Origin of the sequence: Nocardioides xinjiangensis, assembly GCF_017916455.1 — a bacterium.
In the GTDB taxonomy this organism is placed as follows: Bacteria; Actinomycetota; Actinomycetes; order Propionibacteriales; family Nocardioidaceae; genus Nocardioides; species Nocardioides xinjiangensis.
Genome location: NZ_JAFMSY010000004.1, coordinates 33,527 through 47,168, shown reverse-complemented (window position 1 = coordinate 47,168; position 13,642 = coordinate 33,527). Strand labels below are relative to the sequence as shown.

17 protein-coding genes and 3 tRNA genes are annotated in these 13,642 nt (G+C 71.2%); 2 read left to right on the top strand and 18 right to left on the bottom strand.

The window, feature by feature from the left end:
- Window position 1: 1 nt before the first annotated feature.
- From J3P38_RS15255 to rplJ, 4 genes are all read right to left on the bottom strand, one after another.
- A complete protein-coding gene (locus J3P38_RS15255; protein WP_210440764.1) occupies window positions 2-775 on the bottom strand; it encodes an MlaE family ABC transporter permease in 774 nt (257 codons plus the stop codon).
- An 18-nt stretch (window positions 776-793) separates the two neighbouring features.
- Window positions 794-1,750, bottom strand: coding sequence for an ABC transporter ATP-binding protein (locus J3P38_RS15250; RefSeq protein WP_210439815.1), 957 nt, complete (start codon window positions 1,748-1,750; stop codon window positions 794-796).
- Between the two features lie 208 nt (window positions 1,751-1,958).
- On the bottom strand, window positions 1,959-2,354 hold the full coding sequence (gene rplL / locus J3P38_RS15245; protein ID WP_210439814.1) for a 50S ribosomal protein L7/L12: 396 nt from the start codon (window positions 2,352-2,354) through the stop codon (window positions 1,959-1,961).
- 81 nt (window positions 2,355-2,435) lie between these two features.
- Window positions 2,436-3,101, bottom strand: a complete 666-nt coding sequence (rplJ, locus tag J3P38_RS15240; RefSeq protein WP_210439813.1) for a 50S ribosomal protein L10 — start codon at window positions 3,099-3,101, stop codon at window positions 2,436-2,438.
- A gap of 340 nt (window positions 3,102-3,441) precedes the next feature.
- On the opposite strand from rplJ, the gene J3P38_RS15235 reads away from it, so the two are divergent.
- Window positions 3,442-4,377: a DnaB-like helicase C-terminal domain-containing protein gene (locus J3P38_RS15235; protein WP_210439812.1), complete on the top strand. Its 936-nt coding sequence runs from the start codon at window positions 3,442-3,444 to the stop codon at window positions 4,375-4,377.
- Window positions 4,378-4,398: 21 nt separating this feature from the next.
- Here J3P38_RS15235 and J3P38_RS15230 read toward each other — a convergent pair whose 3' ends face one another.
- From J3P38_RS15230 to J3P38_RS15205, 6 genes are all read right to left on the bottom strand, one after another.
- The gene (locus J3P38_RS15230) at window positions 4,399-5,265 is read right to left on the bottom strand and encodes a hypothetical protein (RefSeq protein WP_210504282.1); all 867 of its coding nucleotides are present in this window, start codon (window positions 5,263-5,265) and stop codon (window positions 4,399-4,401) included.
- 193 nt (window positions 5,266-5,458) lie between these two features.
- The gene (gene rplA / locus J3P38_RS15225) at window positions 5,459-6,181 is read right to left on the bottom strand and encodes a 50S ribosomal protein L1 (RefSeq protein ID WP_210439810.1); all 723 of its coding nucleotides are present in this window, start codon (window positions 6,179-6,181) and stop codon (window positions 5,459-5,461) included.
- 63 nt (window positions 6,182-6,244) lie between these two features.
- Entirely contained in the window at window positions 6,245-6,673 is a 429-nt protein-coding gene (rplK, locus tag J3P38_RS15220; RefSeq protein WP_210439809.1) for a 50S ribosomal protein L11, read from the bottom strand.
- A 144-nt stretch (window positions 6,674-6,817) separates the two neighbouring features.
- Window positions 6,818-7,630, bottom strand: coding sequence for a transcription termination/antitermination protein NusG (gene nusG, locus J3P38_RS15215; protein ID WP_210504281.1), 813 nt, complete (start codon window positions 7,628-7,630; stop codon window positions 6,818-6,820).
- Between the two features lie 48 nt (window positions 7,631-7,678).
- Window positions 7,679-7,933, bottom strand: a complete 255-nt coding sequence (secE, locus tag J3P38_RS17915) for a preprotein translocase subunit SecE (RefSeq protein WP_210439807.1) — start codon at window positions 7,931-7,933, stop codon at window positions 7,679-7,681.
- Between the two features lie 59 nt (window positions 7,934-7,992).
- Window positions 7,993-8,065, bottom strand: a tRNA-Trp gene (locus J3P38_RS15205).
- Between the two features lie 125 nt (window positions 8,066-8,190).
- Between J3P38_RS15205 and J3P38_RS15200 the strand changes: the two genes are divergently transcribed.
- Complete coding sequence (locus tag J3P38_RS15200) at window positions 8,191-9,231, top strand: adenosine deaminase (protein WP_210504280.1); 1,041 nt, start codon at window positions 8,191-8,193, stop codon at window positions 9,229-9,231.
- On the opposite strand, the gene J3P38_RS15195 is transcribed toward J3P38_RS15200, so the two are convergent.
- From J3P38_RS15195 to J3P38_RS15160, 8 genes are all read right to left on the bottom strand, one after another.
- Entirely contained in the window at window positions 9,228-10,286 is a 1,059-nt protein-coding gene (locus J3P38_RS15195) for a UDP-N-acetylmuramate dehydrogenase (protein ID WP_210504279.1), read from the bottom strand. The two genes, J3P38_RS15200 and J3P38_RS15195, sit on opposite strands and share 4 nt — an antisense overlap.
- A complete protein-coding gene (locus J3P38_RS15190; RefSeq protein WP_210504278.1) occupies window positions 10,279-10,680 on the bottom strand; it encodes a MaoC/PaaZ C-terminal domain-containing protein in 402 nt (133 codons plus the stop codon). Before J3P38_RS15190 ends, J3P38_RS15195 begins: the two co-directional genes overlap by 8 nt.
- The gene (locus tag J3P38_RS15185) at window positions 10,677-11,081 is read right to left on the bottom strand and encodes an FAS1-like dehydratase domain-containing protein (protein WP_210439803.1); all 405 of its coding nucleotides are present in this window, start codon (window positions 11,079-11,081) and stop codon (window positions 10,677-10,679) included. The genes J3P38_RS15190 and J3P38_RS15185 overlap by 4 nt, the downstream gene beginning before the upstream one ends.
- An 88-nt stretch (window positions 11,082-11,169) precedes the next feature.
- Window positions 11,170-11,340 (bottom strand): 50S ribosomal protein L33, encoded by a 171-nt coding sequence (gene rpmG, locus J3P38_RS15180; protein ID WP_210439802.1) that lies wholly within the window; start codon window positions 11,338-11,340, stop codon window positions 11,170-11,172.
- 39 nt (window positions 11,341-11,379) lie between these two features.
- Window positions 11,380-11,456: transfer RNA gene (locus J3P38_RS15175), tRNA-Met, on the bottom strand.
- Between the two features lie 37 nt (window positions 11,457-11,493).
- Window positions 11,494-11,566, bottom strand: a tRNA-Thr gene (locus J3P38_RS15170).
- Between the two features lie 70 nt (window positions 11,567-11,636).
- Window positions 11,637-13,052 carry an amidase gene (locus J3P38_RS15165; RefSeq protein WP_210504277.1) on the bottom strand — a complete coding sequence of 472 codons (1,416 nt, stop codon included), beginning with the start codon at window positions 13,050-13,052 and terminating at the stop codon, window positions 11,637-11,639.
- 10 nt (window positions 13,053-13,062) lie between these two features.
- Window positions 13,063-13,593, bottom strand: coding sequence for a DNA-3-methyladenine glycosylase I (locus J3P38_RS15160; protein WP_307807943.1), 531 nt, complete (start codon window positions 13,591-13,593; stop codon window positions 13,063-13,065).
- Window positions 13,594-13,642 lie beyond the last annotated feature (49 nt).

The window sequence follows — 13,642 nt, the reverse complement described above, 5'->3', positions numbered from 1 at the left end:
CTCACCCGCCCTTCGGCGGCACGACCTGGAGGTAGATCATGCTGAGGACGAAGTTGGCGATGAAGAGCAGCAGGAACGTGATGACGACCGACTCGTTGACCGCGTCGCCGACGCCCTTCGGGCCGCCGTTGGCGTTCATGCCCTTGTAGGACGCGACGATCGCGGCGATCAGGCCGAAGACCAGCGCCTTGAGCAGGCCGATCCACAGGTCCGGCAGCTGCGCGAGGGCGGTGAAGCTGGCGAGGTAGGCGCCGGGCGTGCCGTCCTGGAGGACCACGTTGAAGACGTAGCCGCCGGTCACGCCGACGACGCTCACCATGCCGTTGAGGAAGAACGCGACCAGCATGCACGCGAGCACGCGGGGCACGACGAGACGCTGGATCGGGTCGATGCCCAGCACCATCATGGCGTCGAGCTCCTCGCGGATCTTGCGGGCCCCGAGGTCGGCGGCGATGGCAGAGCCGCCCGCGCCGGCGATCAGCAGTGCCGTGCCGATCGGAGCCGCCTGCTGGACGACGGCGAGCACGGAGGCGGAGCCGGTGAAGGACTGCGCGCCGAACTGCTTGATCAGCCCGCCCACCTGCAGCGCGATCACCGCGCCGAACGGGATGGCCACGAGCGCCGTGGGGACGATGGTGACCGACGCGATGAACCAGGCCTGCTGGATGAACTCGCGCAGCTGGAAGGGGCGCCGGAACAGCGCGCGAGCCACGTCGAGGGCGAAGGCGAAGAGGTTGCCTGCGACCCCGATGGGCGCGAGCGCGCGCGAGGACATGGACGTGGCCACGGGACGTCAGACCCCCGGGGCCAGGCCGGCGTTGCTGGACTGGAACGAGCCGGGCGGCGGCGTGACGCCGTTCTCGCGGCACCACTCCCCCGCCGGACGCTGGCTGCGGCGCGGGATGCCGTTGGAGGGGTCGAGCTGGAGCGGGATCGGCGGCAGCGGCGGGAGCTCCTGGCCCGCCTCGGCGGCGAGCTCGTCGGCGTCCTTCTCCTCGGACATGCCGATCGGGCCGACGCGCTGGGCGTTGAGGAACTGGCGCACCACGGGCTCCTCGGAGCTGAGCAGCTGCTCGCGGGGACCGAACATCGCGAGGTGGCGGTGGTAGAGCAGCCCGATGTTGTCCGGCACGGTCCGGGCGGTGTTGATGTCGTGGGTGACGATGAGGAACGTCGCGTCGATCTGGGCGTTGAGGTCGACGATGAGCTGGTTGAGGAACGCCGTGCGCACCGGGTCGAGCCCCGAGTCGGGCTCGTCGAAGAGCACGATCTCCGGGTCCAGCACGAGGGCCCGGGCGAGGCCGGCGCGCTTGCGCATGCCGCCCGAGATCTCGCCGGGGAGCTTGTCCTCGGCACCGAGCAGGCCGACGAGGTCCATCTTCTCCATGACGATGTCGCGGATCTCGGACTCGGACTTCCTCGTGTGCTCGCGCAGCGGGAAGGCGACGTTGTCGTAGAGGTTCATCGAGCCGAACATCGCGCCGTCCTGGAACAGCACGCCGAAGAGCTTGCGGATCTCGTAGAGCTCACGCTCGGAGCAGCTCGCGATGTCGGTGCCCTCGATGACGATCGAGCCCTTGTCGGGCTTGAGCAGCCCGATGAGCGTCTTGAGGAAGACCGACTTGCCGGTTCCCGACGGACCGAGCATCACGCAGATCTCGCCGGCGGGGACGGTGAGCGTCACGTCGCCCCAGATGAGCTGCTTGCCGAAGGACTTGCTGAGGTCGTGGACCTGGATCTCCACACCCATCCGCGCACTTCCTCCCTTCGGGCTCAGGTCCGGTCCGAGCGGCCCCCGCCCGCTACTCCTGAGTAGTCCAACGTCGGACCCGGCGAGAGGTTACGCGTCGGTGCGACGCTCGTCACTGCAGGGGCCCGGGACGCGCCGAGGGCGGCCACCCCGGTGTGGGGTGGCCGCCCTCGGACGGTCGACGGCCGGCGGACCGGCCGTCAGTGGGTCACTTGACCGTGACGGTGGCGCCGGCGGCCTCGAGGGCCTCCTTCGCCTTGTCCGCGGTCTCCTTGTTGGCGTTCTCGAGGATCGTCTTGGGGGCGGCCTCGACGAGGTCCTTGGCCTCCTTCAGACCGAGGGAGGTCAGGGCGCGCACCTCCTTGATGACGTTGATCTTCTTGTCGCCGGCGGCCTCGAGGACGACCTCGAACTCGTCCTTCTCCTCGACGGCGGCGGCGTCGCCACCGGCGGCACCACCGGCGGCCGGGGCGGCGGCCACGGCGACGGGGGCGGCGGCGGTGACGCCGAAGGTGTCCTCGAACTGCTTCACGAACTCGGAGAGCTCGATCAGGGTCATCTCCTTGAACGCGTCAAGGAGCTCGTCGGTGCTGAGCTTCGCCATGGTGGCGGTTCCTTCCGTGTGTGGCGCGGCCGCGGTGGTGCGGGCCGTGCCGGGTTTCAGGTGGTGTACGTCGGCCTGGGCTCAGGCGTCGGTGGACTCGGCGGCCGGCTCGGCAGCCTCGTCGGTCGCCTCGGTCTCGGCGGCTCCCTCGGACGAGGGGGCCTCCTCCGCCGGGGCGTCCTCGGCAGCCGGAGCAGCCGGCGTACCGGCACCACCTGCGAGGATCGAGGGGTCCTGCTCGGCCTTGGCCTGCAGCGCACCCGCGAGACGGGCGGCCTGGGCGATCGGGGCGTTGAGCAGGTAGACGGCCTGGGAGAGGCTCGCGAGCATCGCGCCCGCCAGCTTGCCCAGCAGCACCTCGCGCGACTCGAGGTCGGCCAGCTTGGCCACCTCGGACGCGTCGAGCGGCTTGCCGTCGAGGACTCCACCCTTGATGACAAGGGCGGGGTTCGCCTTGGCAAAGTCACGCAGACCCTTGGCGGCCTCGACCACGTCTCCATTGATGAAGGCGATGGCGGTGGGGCCGGTCAGCAGGTCGTCGAAGCCGTCGATGCCCACCTCGGTGGCGGCGATCTTGGCCAGCGTGTTCTTGACCACGGCGTAGTTGGCGTTCTCGCCGAGGGAGCGCCGCAGGTCCTGCAGCTGCTTCACGGTGAGCCCGCGGTACTCGGTCAGCACAGCGCCGGCGGAGTCGTTGAAGGACTCAACGATCTCTGCGACGGCGGCAGTCTTCTCTGGCCGCGCCATGGGTCTCCTTCCGGGGTTGACCACCGGCGTCGGGCCCACAGACGACGAACGCCCTGAGCGCAGGCTCAGGGCGTGGTCGCGGCGTGCGCCGCTGCTCTGTCACCTGCGCCGGCCGTCCGCTGCTGCGGACCTTCGGTCACGGGCGGGGAGCCCGTGACAACCTGCGGTCTCTGGTTTCGAGTGGCAACAGTACGCGCCCGGTGGGGACCCGACAAATCGGCGCGGCTCCCCGGCGAAACCGCGCAATCCTCCCACGTCGGGCACCCATCACTGGTTCCATGTGCGCGTGGATCATCAGCTCTTGACCGTCGGGGCCTCGCTGGCCCGTAGCGACGAACGCATGCTCACCGGACGCAACGCGGCCGGGCGCGTCTGGAGGACCGGCTTCGGCGGGCTCGACCCGTTGATCGGTGGCGGGATGCGGGCCGGCTCACTGGTCCTCCTCGCCGGCCCGCAGGGCCTCGGCAAGTCGACCTTCGCCCTGCAGGTGGCGCGCAACAACGCCGCGACCGGCCGTCCGGTGCTCTACTTCTCCTACGAGCACGACGCCGAGGACCTCACGCAGAAGCTGATCGCCCTCGAGGCCGGCGAGCTCGACGAGTCCGACCAGGTGCGGGTCGGCAGCATCCGCTCGATCTTCGACGACCTGTGGGTCAGCTCGCTGGAGCACCGGCTGGAGTCGGTGCCCTCGGGCGTGGAGGCGCTGGCCAAGGTCGCGCAGTACTCCGAGATGCTCTTCGTGCACCGCTCGACCGGCAGCCGCACCGACCTGGCGGCGATCCAGGCCGCGATCGAGGCGGTGCGCGAGCTGACGGGGACCACGCCGCTCGTGGTCGTCGACTACCTGCAGAAGGTGAAGTCGCACCACCTCGACGAGGAGGCCAGCACGACCGAGGTCGTCGAGGGGCTGAAGGACCTCGCGATCGACATCAACGCCCCGGTGCTGGCCGTCGCGGCAGCCGACAAGGCGGCGCTGCGCTCCGGCAGGAGGATGCGGGCCAACGACCTGCGCGGGTCGAGCGCGCTGGCCTACGAGGCCGACGTCGTGCTGGTGCTCAACAACAAGTTCGACATCGTGGCGCGCCACCACCTGACCTACGACCTCGGCAACGCCGAGCGGTTCCGCGACTACGCGGTGCTGACGGTCGAGAAGAACCGGTTCGGCCGCGACGGCGCGGTGCTGCAGTTCCGCACGCGCTTCGACCAGGGCCGCTTCGAGCCGGAGGGCACCGAGGTCAAGGAGCAGCTGATCGACGAGCGGGTCTTCCGCGACTGACCCGCTCGCCGACCGCGGGCGTCACATGCCCGGCTGCTCGGTGACCTGCCCGGCCGGGGGCTCCTCGATCTCCACGTCGAGGCCGAAGTCGGAGTAGGTGCCCTCGGTGGTCGAGGTCGTCGGCTGGCCGCCACCGACCGCCGGGACCTCCAGCGTCTGCGCGAACCTCCGCGGCAGGTTGTCGGCGTCGACCCACATCTCGGTCACCATCTCCTCGGGGAGCATGTCGGCCATCGCGGCCGGGAACTCCATGGCGTCGAGGTACTGCGAGGGGTCGAGGGTGATCCGGTAGTGGTTGGTCTCGACGCCGTCGACCTCCTCGGAGCCCACGAGCTCGAGCTTCTTCGGGGCCTCCATCGCCTTGAACATGACCTCGGGGTCGGTGGCCTTGCCGATCATGCCGAAGAGCGAGTTCGGGTCGCTCAGGTCGATCTTGAGCCACTTGCCGCCGGTGCCGAGCTCGGGCGACTTCATGTACATCGCCTTGCCCAGGAGGATCATCTCCATGGCCTGGGCGCCCGTGCTGGACGCCTGCATCTCGATGCCCGCGTCGCTGAACCGGGCCTCGCCGGTCATCGTCTGGGTCTGGCCCGCGGTGCCGGTGGTCGTCTCGAAGGCGAAGGTCTCGGCCTCGCGCATCGCGTCCATCACCGACGGGTAGAAGTCGTCGGCGGTGAGCTCGGCCGGCGACGCCTCGGCCGGGTCCTCCGTCTCGGTCTCCGCCTCCTCGGCCGGCTCCTCGGGGGAGGCGGACTCCGAGCCCTCGTCGGTGGCGGAGCTCGGGGTGTCGCCGGAGCCGGAGTCGTCGCTGCACGCGGCGAGCCCGACTCCCAGGGTCAGCACCAGGGCGGCGGAGCCGAGGCGGCGGGCGAGGGACGGGACGCGCATGTGGGTCTCCTGGACGGATGTCTCGACGGATGAGGATCGGCGACACCGTGGCGGTCGCCCGACGCCGTCGTACCCCGATCGTTCCACACCGAGACGGCGCCGCCCGAGGCGGCGGGGGCACGGAGGCGCGGGAACGACGCGGCCCGGCCACCCCGTGCGGGGTGGCCGGGCCGGGCGCGGCGGCTGCGGACGATCAGGCCTGGACGGCCTCGTCCTCCTCCGCGACGTTCTTCGTGCGGTTCGGGTCGACCTGGATGCCGGGGCCCATCGTCGTGGAGACGGTGACCTTCTTGATGTAGCGGCCCTTGGAGCTGGCCGGCTTCAGGCGCAGCACCTCCTCGAGGGCGGCGGCGTAGTTCTCGGCGAGCTGGACCTCGGAGAAGGACGCCTTGCCGATGATGAAGTGCAGGTTGGCGTGGCGGTCGACGCGGAACTCGATCTTGCCGCCCTTGATGTCCGTGACGGCCTTGGCGACGTCGGGGGTCACCGTGCCGGTCTTCGGGTTCGGCATGAGCGAGCGCGGGCCCAGGACGCGACCCAGGCGGCCGACCTTGCCCATCATGTCGGGCGTCGCGACGACGGCGTCGAAGTCGAGCCACCCGCCGGCGACCTTCTCGATGAGCTCGTCGCTGCCGACGTACTCGGCGCCGGCCTCACGGGCGGCCTCGGCCTTGTCGCCGTTGGCGAACACCAGCACGCGGGCGGTCTTGCCCGTGCCGTGCGGGAGGTTCACCGTGCCGCGGACCATCTGGTCGGCCTTGCGGGGGTCGACGCCGAGGCGCATCACGACGTCGACGGTCTCGTCGAACTTCTTCTTCGAGCCGCCCTTGGCGATCTTGATGGCGGTCAGCGGGGCGTAGAGCTCGTCCTTGTCGAACGCCTCGGCCGCCGCGCGGTAGGTCTTGCTGCGCTGCATGGTCTTCTCGTTTCTCTGGTGCGAAGGATGTGGTCAGCGAGCCAGCGCGGCTCTCCCACGTGTTCAGTCGGTCGTGATGCCCATCGAGCGCGCGGTGCCCTCGACGATCTTCATGGCCGCGTCGATGTCGTTGGCGTTGAGGTCGGGGAGCTTGGTCTGCGCGATCTCGCGGACCTGGTCCTTGGTGAGCTTGCCGACCTTCTCCTTGTGCGGGACGCCGGAGCCCTTGGAGAGGCCGGCGGCCTTCTTGATGAGCTCGGCGGCCGGCGGGGTCTTGGTGATGAAGGTGAACGAGCGGTCCTCGTAGATCGTGATCTCGACCGGGATCACGTTGCCGCGCATGGACTCGGTCTGGGCGTTGTAGGCCTTGCAGAAGTCCATGATGTTCACGCCGTGGGGACCGAGGGCCGTACCGACCGGCGGGGCCGGGGTGGCCGAACCGGCCTGCAGCTGCACCTTGACCAGCGCGGCGATCTTCTTCTTCGGAGGCATTGCCTTCTCTCTCTCTTGTGGTCATGACGAGGGCCGTTGCCCCCTGCCACGGGTTGTTGCTACTTCATTGTCGCTGCCCAGCGACCGCGCGGGAAATCGAGCCCCCGCGCGTGCGGCGGGACGAACGACGTCCGACGTCGGTGCTCAGACCTTCTGGATCTGCGAGAACGACAGCTCGACCGGGGTCTCGCGACCGAAGATCTCGACGAGCGCCTTGACGCGCTGGGACTCGGCGTTGATCTCGGTGATCGTCGCGTGGAGCGTGGCGAACGGGCCGTCGACCACCATCACCGAGTCGGAGACGTCGAAGTCGGCGACCTCGACCGGCTTGCGCGGGGTGGTGGAGGCGCCCTTGTCGCCGGCCGCGGCGGCCTCGGCCTCGGCGACGGCCACGACGGCCGGCGCGAGCATGTCCTCGACCTCGCTCATGCTCAGCGGCACGGGCTGGTGGCTGTGGCCCACGAACCCCGTGACGGACGGGGTGTGGCGCACCGCGGACCAGGACTCGTCGGTGAGGTCCATGCGGACCAGGACGTAGCCGGGCAGGACGGTGCGGGTGACCATCTTGCGCTGGCCGTTCTTGATCTCCGCGACCTCCTCGGTGGGGACCACGATCTCGTGGATGTAGTCCTCCATGTTGAGGGAGATGATGCGGTTCTCGAGGTTGTGCTTGACCCTCTTCTCCATGCCGGAGTAGGTGTGCACGACGAACCAGTCGCCCGGCTTGGCCCACAGCTCGCGACGGAACGCCTCGAGCGGGTCCTCGTCAGCGGCCTCGTCAGCAGCCTCGCCTGCCTGCTCGGCGTCGTCGCCGGCGGTCTCGTCGCTCGCCTCGGCCGCGTCGTCGGTGTCCTCGACGGCGTCCACCTCGGCGTCCTCCGGGGTCACCTCGTCGGCGGACTCGACCTGGTCGTCGACCTGGTCGTCGACCCGGTCCACGTCATGGTTGTCAGACACGTCTCACTCCGTACGTCGTTGCTGGGGGGCGGGATCACTGCCCCGTCGTCACTGGGCGTTGCTGCCGGTGAAGATCTCGAAGACCAGCTTGCCGAAAGCCAGGTCGAGCACCGAGACCAGCAGCATCACGGCGATGACGAAGACCAGCACGACGAAGAAGTAGGTGACCAGCTGCTGCTGGGTGGGCCACACCACCTTGCGGAGCTCGGCCACCACCTGGCGCAGGAACGTGGCCGGGCTGGTGCGCCCACGGTCGTCGCCGCGCGAGTCGCGCCGGTCCTGAACCGCGTTGCCGTCGGCCACGTCATCCACCTTCTCGCTGTTGCTGTGCGTTGTCGTGCGTTGCTGTGCAGTGTTCCTCGCAGGGCACGAGGGACTTGAACCCCCAACCTTCGGTTTTGGAGACCGATGCTCTGCCAGTTGAGCTAGTGCCCTCCGATGGTCCCTCCCCCTCGCCGGGGGCATGCCGAAGCATGTGGCGAAACCACCAATCGGGAAGCATACGGGGCGGATCCAGCCCGCGTCGAACCGAGGTCGCCGGGCTCCCTACGATTCGTCCCATGACGGCAGCGGGGGCGGGCGGGATCGAGCGGCACCGCGACGTGAGCGCGCTGCCGAAGGCGCACCTCCACCTCCACTTCACCGGGTCGATGCGCCACGGCACCCTGCTCGAGCTCGCCGAGCGCGACGGCATCGTGCTGCCCGACTCGCTGGTCGAGGACTGGCCGCCACGGCTCAGCGCGGCCGACGAGAAGGGCTGGTTCCGCTTCCAGCGGCTCTACGACGTGGCGCGCTCGGTGCTGCGCACGCCGGACGACGTCCGCCGCCTGGTGCTGGAGGCCGCCGAGGACGACGTGCGCGACGGCGGTCGGTGGCTGGAGATCCAGGTCGACCCGAGCGGGTACGCGGCCCGGTTCGGCGGGATCACGGCGTTCACCGACCTCGTGCTCGACTGCGTCCGCGACGCCTCGGAGCGCACCGGACTCGGCATCGCCGTCGTGATCGCGGCCAACCGGACGCGGCACCCGCTCGACGCCCGGACGCTGGCCCGGCTGGCGGCCCAGTACGCCGGTCGCGGGGTGGTGGGGTTCGGACTGTCCAACGACGAGCGACGCGGCCGGACCGAGGACTTCGCCGGCGCCTTCAGGATCGCCGCGCGCGCCGACCTCCTCCTGGTGCCGCACGGCGGCGAGCTGCGCGGCCCCGACCACGTGCGGCAGTGCCTGGACGCCCTCGCTCCGCAGCGGCTCGGGCACGGCGTGCGCAGCGTGGAGGATCCCGCGTTGCTCGACCGGATCGTCTCGGCGGGGATCGCCCTCGAGGTCTGCCCGGTGTCCAACGTCTCGCTCGGGGTCTACTCCGACCTGACGTCCGTGCCCCTGCCGCAGCTGCTGGTCGCGGGCGCGACGGTGGCGCTCGGCGCCGACGACCCGCTCCTGTTCGGCTCGCGCCTGGCCGGCCAGTACGCCACGATGCGGGCCGCCCACGACCTCGACGACGCGACGCTGGCCCGGCTGGCCGAGATGTCGTTCGAGGCGTCCCGGGCGCCGTCGGACGTCGTCGCTGCCGCGAGGCGCGACATCGCCGCCTGGCTCGCCTAGAGGGAGCAGCCGACCGTCACCGGCTCGTTGACCAGCGTGACGCCGAACCTCTCGCGCACGCCGTCGCGGACCTCGCGAGCGAGGGTGAGCAGCTCGTCGGTGGTGGCACCCCCGCGATTGGTGAGTGCCAGCGTGTGCTTGGTCGAGAGGCCGACCCGCTCCCCTGCCGCCTCGCTCACGTGGCCCCGGCCGAACCCGGCGCGCTCGATCAGCCAGGCGGCGCTGGACTTCACGGTCCCGTCGGGCTGCTCCCAGCGGGGGGCGTCGTCGGGCAGCGCCGCCGCCTGCTGCGGGGTCAGGATCGGGTTGGTGAAGAACGACCCCGCGCTCCACGTGTCGGCGTCCGCGTCGTCGAGCACCATCCCCTTGCCGGCCCGCAGGGCGAGCACCGCCTCCCGGACGGCGGCCAGGGGGGCGCGCTGCCCCGGCTCGACACCGAGGCGGCGGGCGAGCTCGGCGTAGCGCACGGGCTCACCGAGGTCGCCCTGTCGCAGCTGAAAGGTGACCTCGAGGACGAGGTGGCGGCCGGGCTCGGCCTTGAAGCGGGAGTGCCGGTAGCCGAACCCGCAGTCGGCGGCGGCGAAGGTGCGCTGGGTGCGCTCGAGGCGGTCCCAGGTGCGCACCCGGGCGATGGTCTGGGACACGTCCTGCCCGTAGGCGCCGACGTTCTGGATCGGGGTCGCCCCGACCGAGCCCGGGATGCCGGAGAGGGCCTCGACACCCGCCCAACCGTTCGCGACCGTCCGGGCGACGAGGGCGTCCCAGTCCTCGCCCGCGGCGACCGTCAGCACGACCCCGCCGCACTGGGCGAGCGCGTCGACGTCGCAGGTGTCGGTGTCGGCGGCGACGCCGGTGGTGGCGACCTCCACGACACGGCCGTCGAACCCCTCGTCGGCGACGACGAGGTTGGACCCGCCGCCGAGCACCAGCACGGGCGTGCCGCTCGCGTCGGCGTCGGCGACCGCGGCGACGAGCTCGGCCTCGGTGCGAGCGCGCACCCACTCGCGCGCGGGCCCGCCGAGCCGGAGGGTGGTGTGGTCGCGCAGGTCAGGCACGTGCGCCGGTCCTCACGACCGCCTTCGGCATGCCGAGCACCTTCTGCCCGCCACAGGTGACCTCGAGGGCGAGGGTGGCCAGGCCGTCGGCGACGGACTTCACCGTGCCTGCCACGACCACCTCGGCGCCGCCCTCGGCCGGCACCACCACCGGGCTGGTGAACTTCGCCCCGAGGTCCACGACCTCCGCCCCGTCGGTCCACTCCGCGACGGCGCGGCCGACCAGGGCGAGGGTGTACATGCCGTGCGCGATCACCCCGGGCAGGCCCACGCTGCGCGCCACCTCCTCGTCCTGGTGGATCGGGTTGTGGTCGCCGCTGGCGTCGGCGTACGCGACGAGGTCGGCACGGGTGACGGTGAAGGTCAGGGGGCCGAGGACGTCGCCGGCGTTCACGCCGCACCTCCTGCTCCGGCCGAGTGCACGAGCGTCGCCTTGCCCGTGCAGACCACCGCCCCGGTGACGTCGGTGAGCTCGCTGGCCGTGGCGATGATGTCGGCGCCGCCGATCTGGCGCAGGCCGGTCACGGTGAGGGTCGCGGTGAGCTCGTCACCGAGCTCCAGCGGCCGCACGTAGGCGAAGCGCTGCTCGCCGTGCACGATCCGGTGCAGGTCGATGCGCTCTGCGTCGAGGAAGGCCTGCATGGCGTCGAAGGCCAGCACGATGGGGAAGGTCGGCGGGACCGCTCCGTCCGGGTGGCCCACCGCAGCCGCGAAGGCGCGGACCCGCTCGGGGGTGACGGTCAGGGGCGCCGGTGCGGGGAACTCGCGCCCCACCAGCGAGGGGTCGACGGGCATGCTCCGACCCTAGGGCCTGCGGATGCACCCCCCAAACACAGCGACCCGTCCGAGGCTCTCGGACGGGTCGGTGGTGACGGAGGAAGCGTCAGCGGGTCTCGCGGTGGGCGGTGTGGCGCCGGCAGCGCGGGCAGAACTTCTGCAGCTCGATCCGGTCGGGATCGTTGCGACGGTTCTTCTTGGTGATGTAGTTGCGCTCCTTGCACTCGGTGCACGCGAGTGTGATCTTGGGGCGAACGTCCGACGACTTGCTGGCCATGGCAGATCCTTGGGTTGCGGGTGGTGCGGTGTCAGCTGGTGGTAGCGGGGGCGGGACTCGAACCCGCGACACCACGATTATGAGCCGTGTGCTCTAACCACCTGAGCTACCCCGCCGCGGAGGACGGACGCCCCCGGAAGGGGTCCGACCCAGAGCCCCTTTACGGAATCGAACCGTAGACCTTCTCCTTACCATGGAGACGCTCTGCCGACTGAGCTAAAGGGGCAACGACGGAGAACTGTACACACGCCCCGCCACGATGAGAAATCGGCTCCGGACCCCGATCGACGGCCCTGTCAGGGGGCCTGGATCCGCGGCCAGCCGACGGCCTCCTCGAGCTCGTAGGACAGGCCCAGGAGGCGCGCCTCACGGCCGGCCCCGGCACCGAGCATCATGCCCTGCGGCAGCCCGCCCGCGGTGGTGGCGAGGGGCAGCGAGACCGCCGGCTCGCCGGTCGCGTTCTGCAGCGGCGTGAAGGCGACCCACTCCATCAGCCGCCGCATGATCTCGTCGTAGTCCTGGTCCGGCCGCAGGTGCCCGACCCGCGGCGTCTCGGTGGCCAGCGTGGGCGTCAGGGTGACGTCGTACGACGCCCGGTGCCGCGCCGCGAGCCGCTGCGAGCGGCGCAGGACCGCGATGGAGAACGGCTGCTTGTGCAGGTTGCGGGCGGCGTGCCGCGCCAGGCCCAGGGTGAGGTTGTCCAGCCTGGTTGGGTCCCACGTGTCGCCGAAGTCCTTGCGGCCACGCCGGGCGATGACCAGCGCCAGCATGGACCAGAACCGCACGAAGTGCTCGGGGAAGCTGTCCGGGACCGGGTTGTCGATCTCCTCGACGTGGTGGCCCAGCTCGTCGAGCAGGGCGGCGGTCCTCAGGGTGAGCTCGCGGACCTCGGCGCTGCACTCGCGGCCGATCCCGGTGGTGACGACCGCGATCCTCAGGCGCGACCGGCTGGGGCGGGTGACGTCGCCGACGGGCGGCAGGAGAGGGTTGCGCCAGATCTTCTCCGCCTCCCGGTAGAACGCGGCGGTGTCGCGGACGCTGCGGGTCAGCACGCCGTCGGAGACGATCCGCACCGGCATGTCCCGCATCATCCGGTCCTGGGCCAGGCGCCCGCGCGTCGGCTTGAGCCCCACGAGGCCGTTGACCGCCGCCGGGATGCGGATCGAGCCGCCGCCGTCGTTGGCGTGGGCGATCGGCACGGCACCGGCGGCGACGAGCGCGGCCGACCCCGCGGACGAGGCCCCGGCGTAGTGCTCGGGGTTCCACGGCGAGCGGACCGGTCCCAGGCGCACGTGGTCGGCGGCACCGGAGAAGCCGAACTCCGAGAGCTGGGTCTTGCCGAGCGGGATCAGGCCGGTGGCGAGGTACATGCGGGCGAAGTCGCCGTCGGCCTGCTTCGGCTCCGCGGCGAAGGCGTCCGCGCCGTGCTGCGTGGGCATGCCGGCCACGTCGACGTTGTCCTTGACGAACGTCGGCACGCCGGCGAACCAGCCGCCCCGGGGCCGGCGCGCCTCGTCACGGGCGCGGTCGTAGGCGGCGTACGCCACCGCTCCGAGGGCTGCGTCGACCTGCTCCGTGCGGGCGATGGCCGCCTCCACCACCTCGGGCACCGAGACCGCGCCGGCGCGGAGCGCCGACACCAGGCCGGTGGCGTCGAGGTCGGACAGGGCGTCGTCGGCGGAGAAGGCGTGCACGCGCGTGACGGTGGTCATGCGCGCGAGGCTAGTGGGCGCAGCCGCGGCGGTGACAGCCCTCGAGGTGGTCGTCGACGAGGCCGATCGCCTCCATCAGGGCGTGCATCGTGGTCGGCCCGACGTGGGCGAAACCGGCCCTCTTCAGCGCCTTCGACAGCGCCACCGACTCGGGCGAGGTGGTGGGCACGTCGGCGGTCGTGCGTGGGGCCGGCCCCGGCTCGGGGCGGAACGACCAGATGAACGTCTCGAGGCCGCCCCGATCGCGGATAGCGACGGTGGCGCGCGCGTTGGTGATCGCGGCCTGGACCTTGCGGAGGTTGCGCACGATGCCGGCGTCGGCCATCAGCCGCTCGACGTCGTCGGGGCCGTAGGCCGCCACGACGTCGGCGTCGAAGCCCGCGAACGCGGCGCGGAAGTTGTCGCGCTTGTCGAGGATGGTGCGCCAGGACAGGCCGGACTGGAACGCCTCCAGGGTCAGCCGCTCGAGGTGCGCGGACTCGCCGGAGACCCGCATGCCCCACTCCGTGTCGTGGTAGGCGAGGTTGACCGCGTCGCCCACCGCCCACGGGCATCGGGCGATGCCGTCGGGCCCCACGACGGGCCCGGCG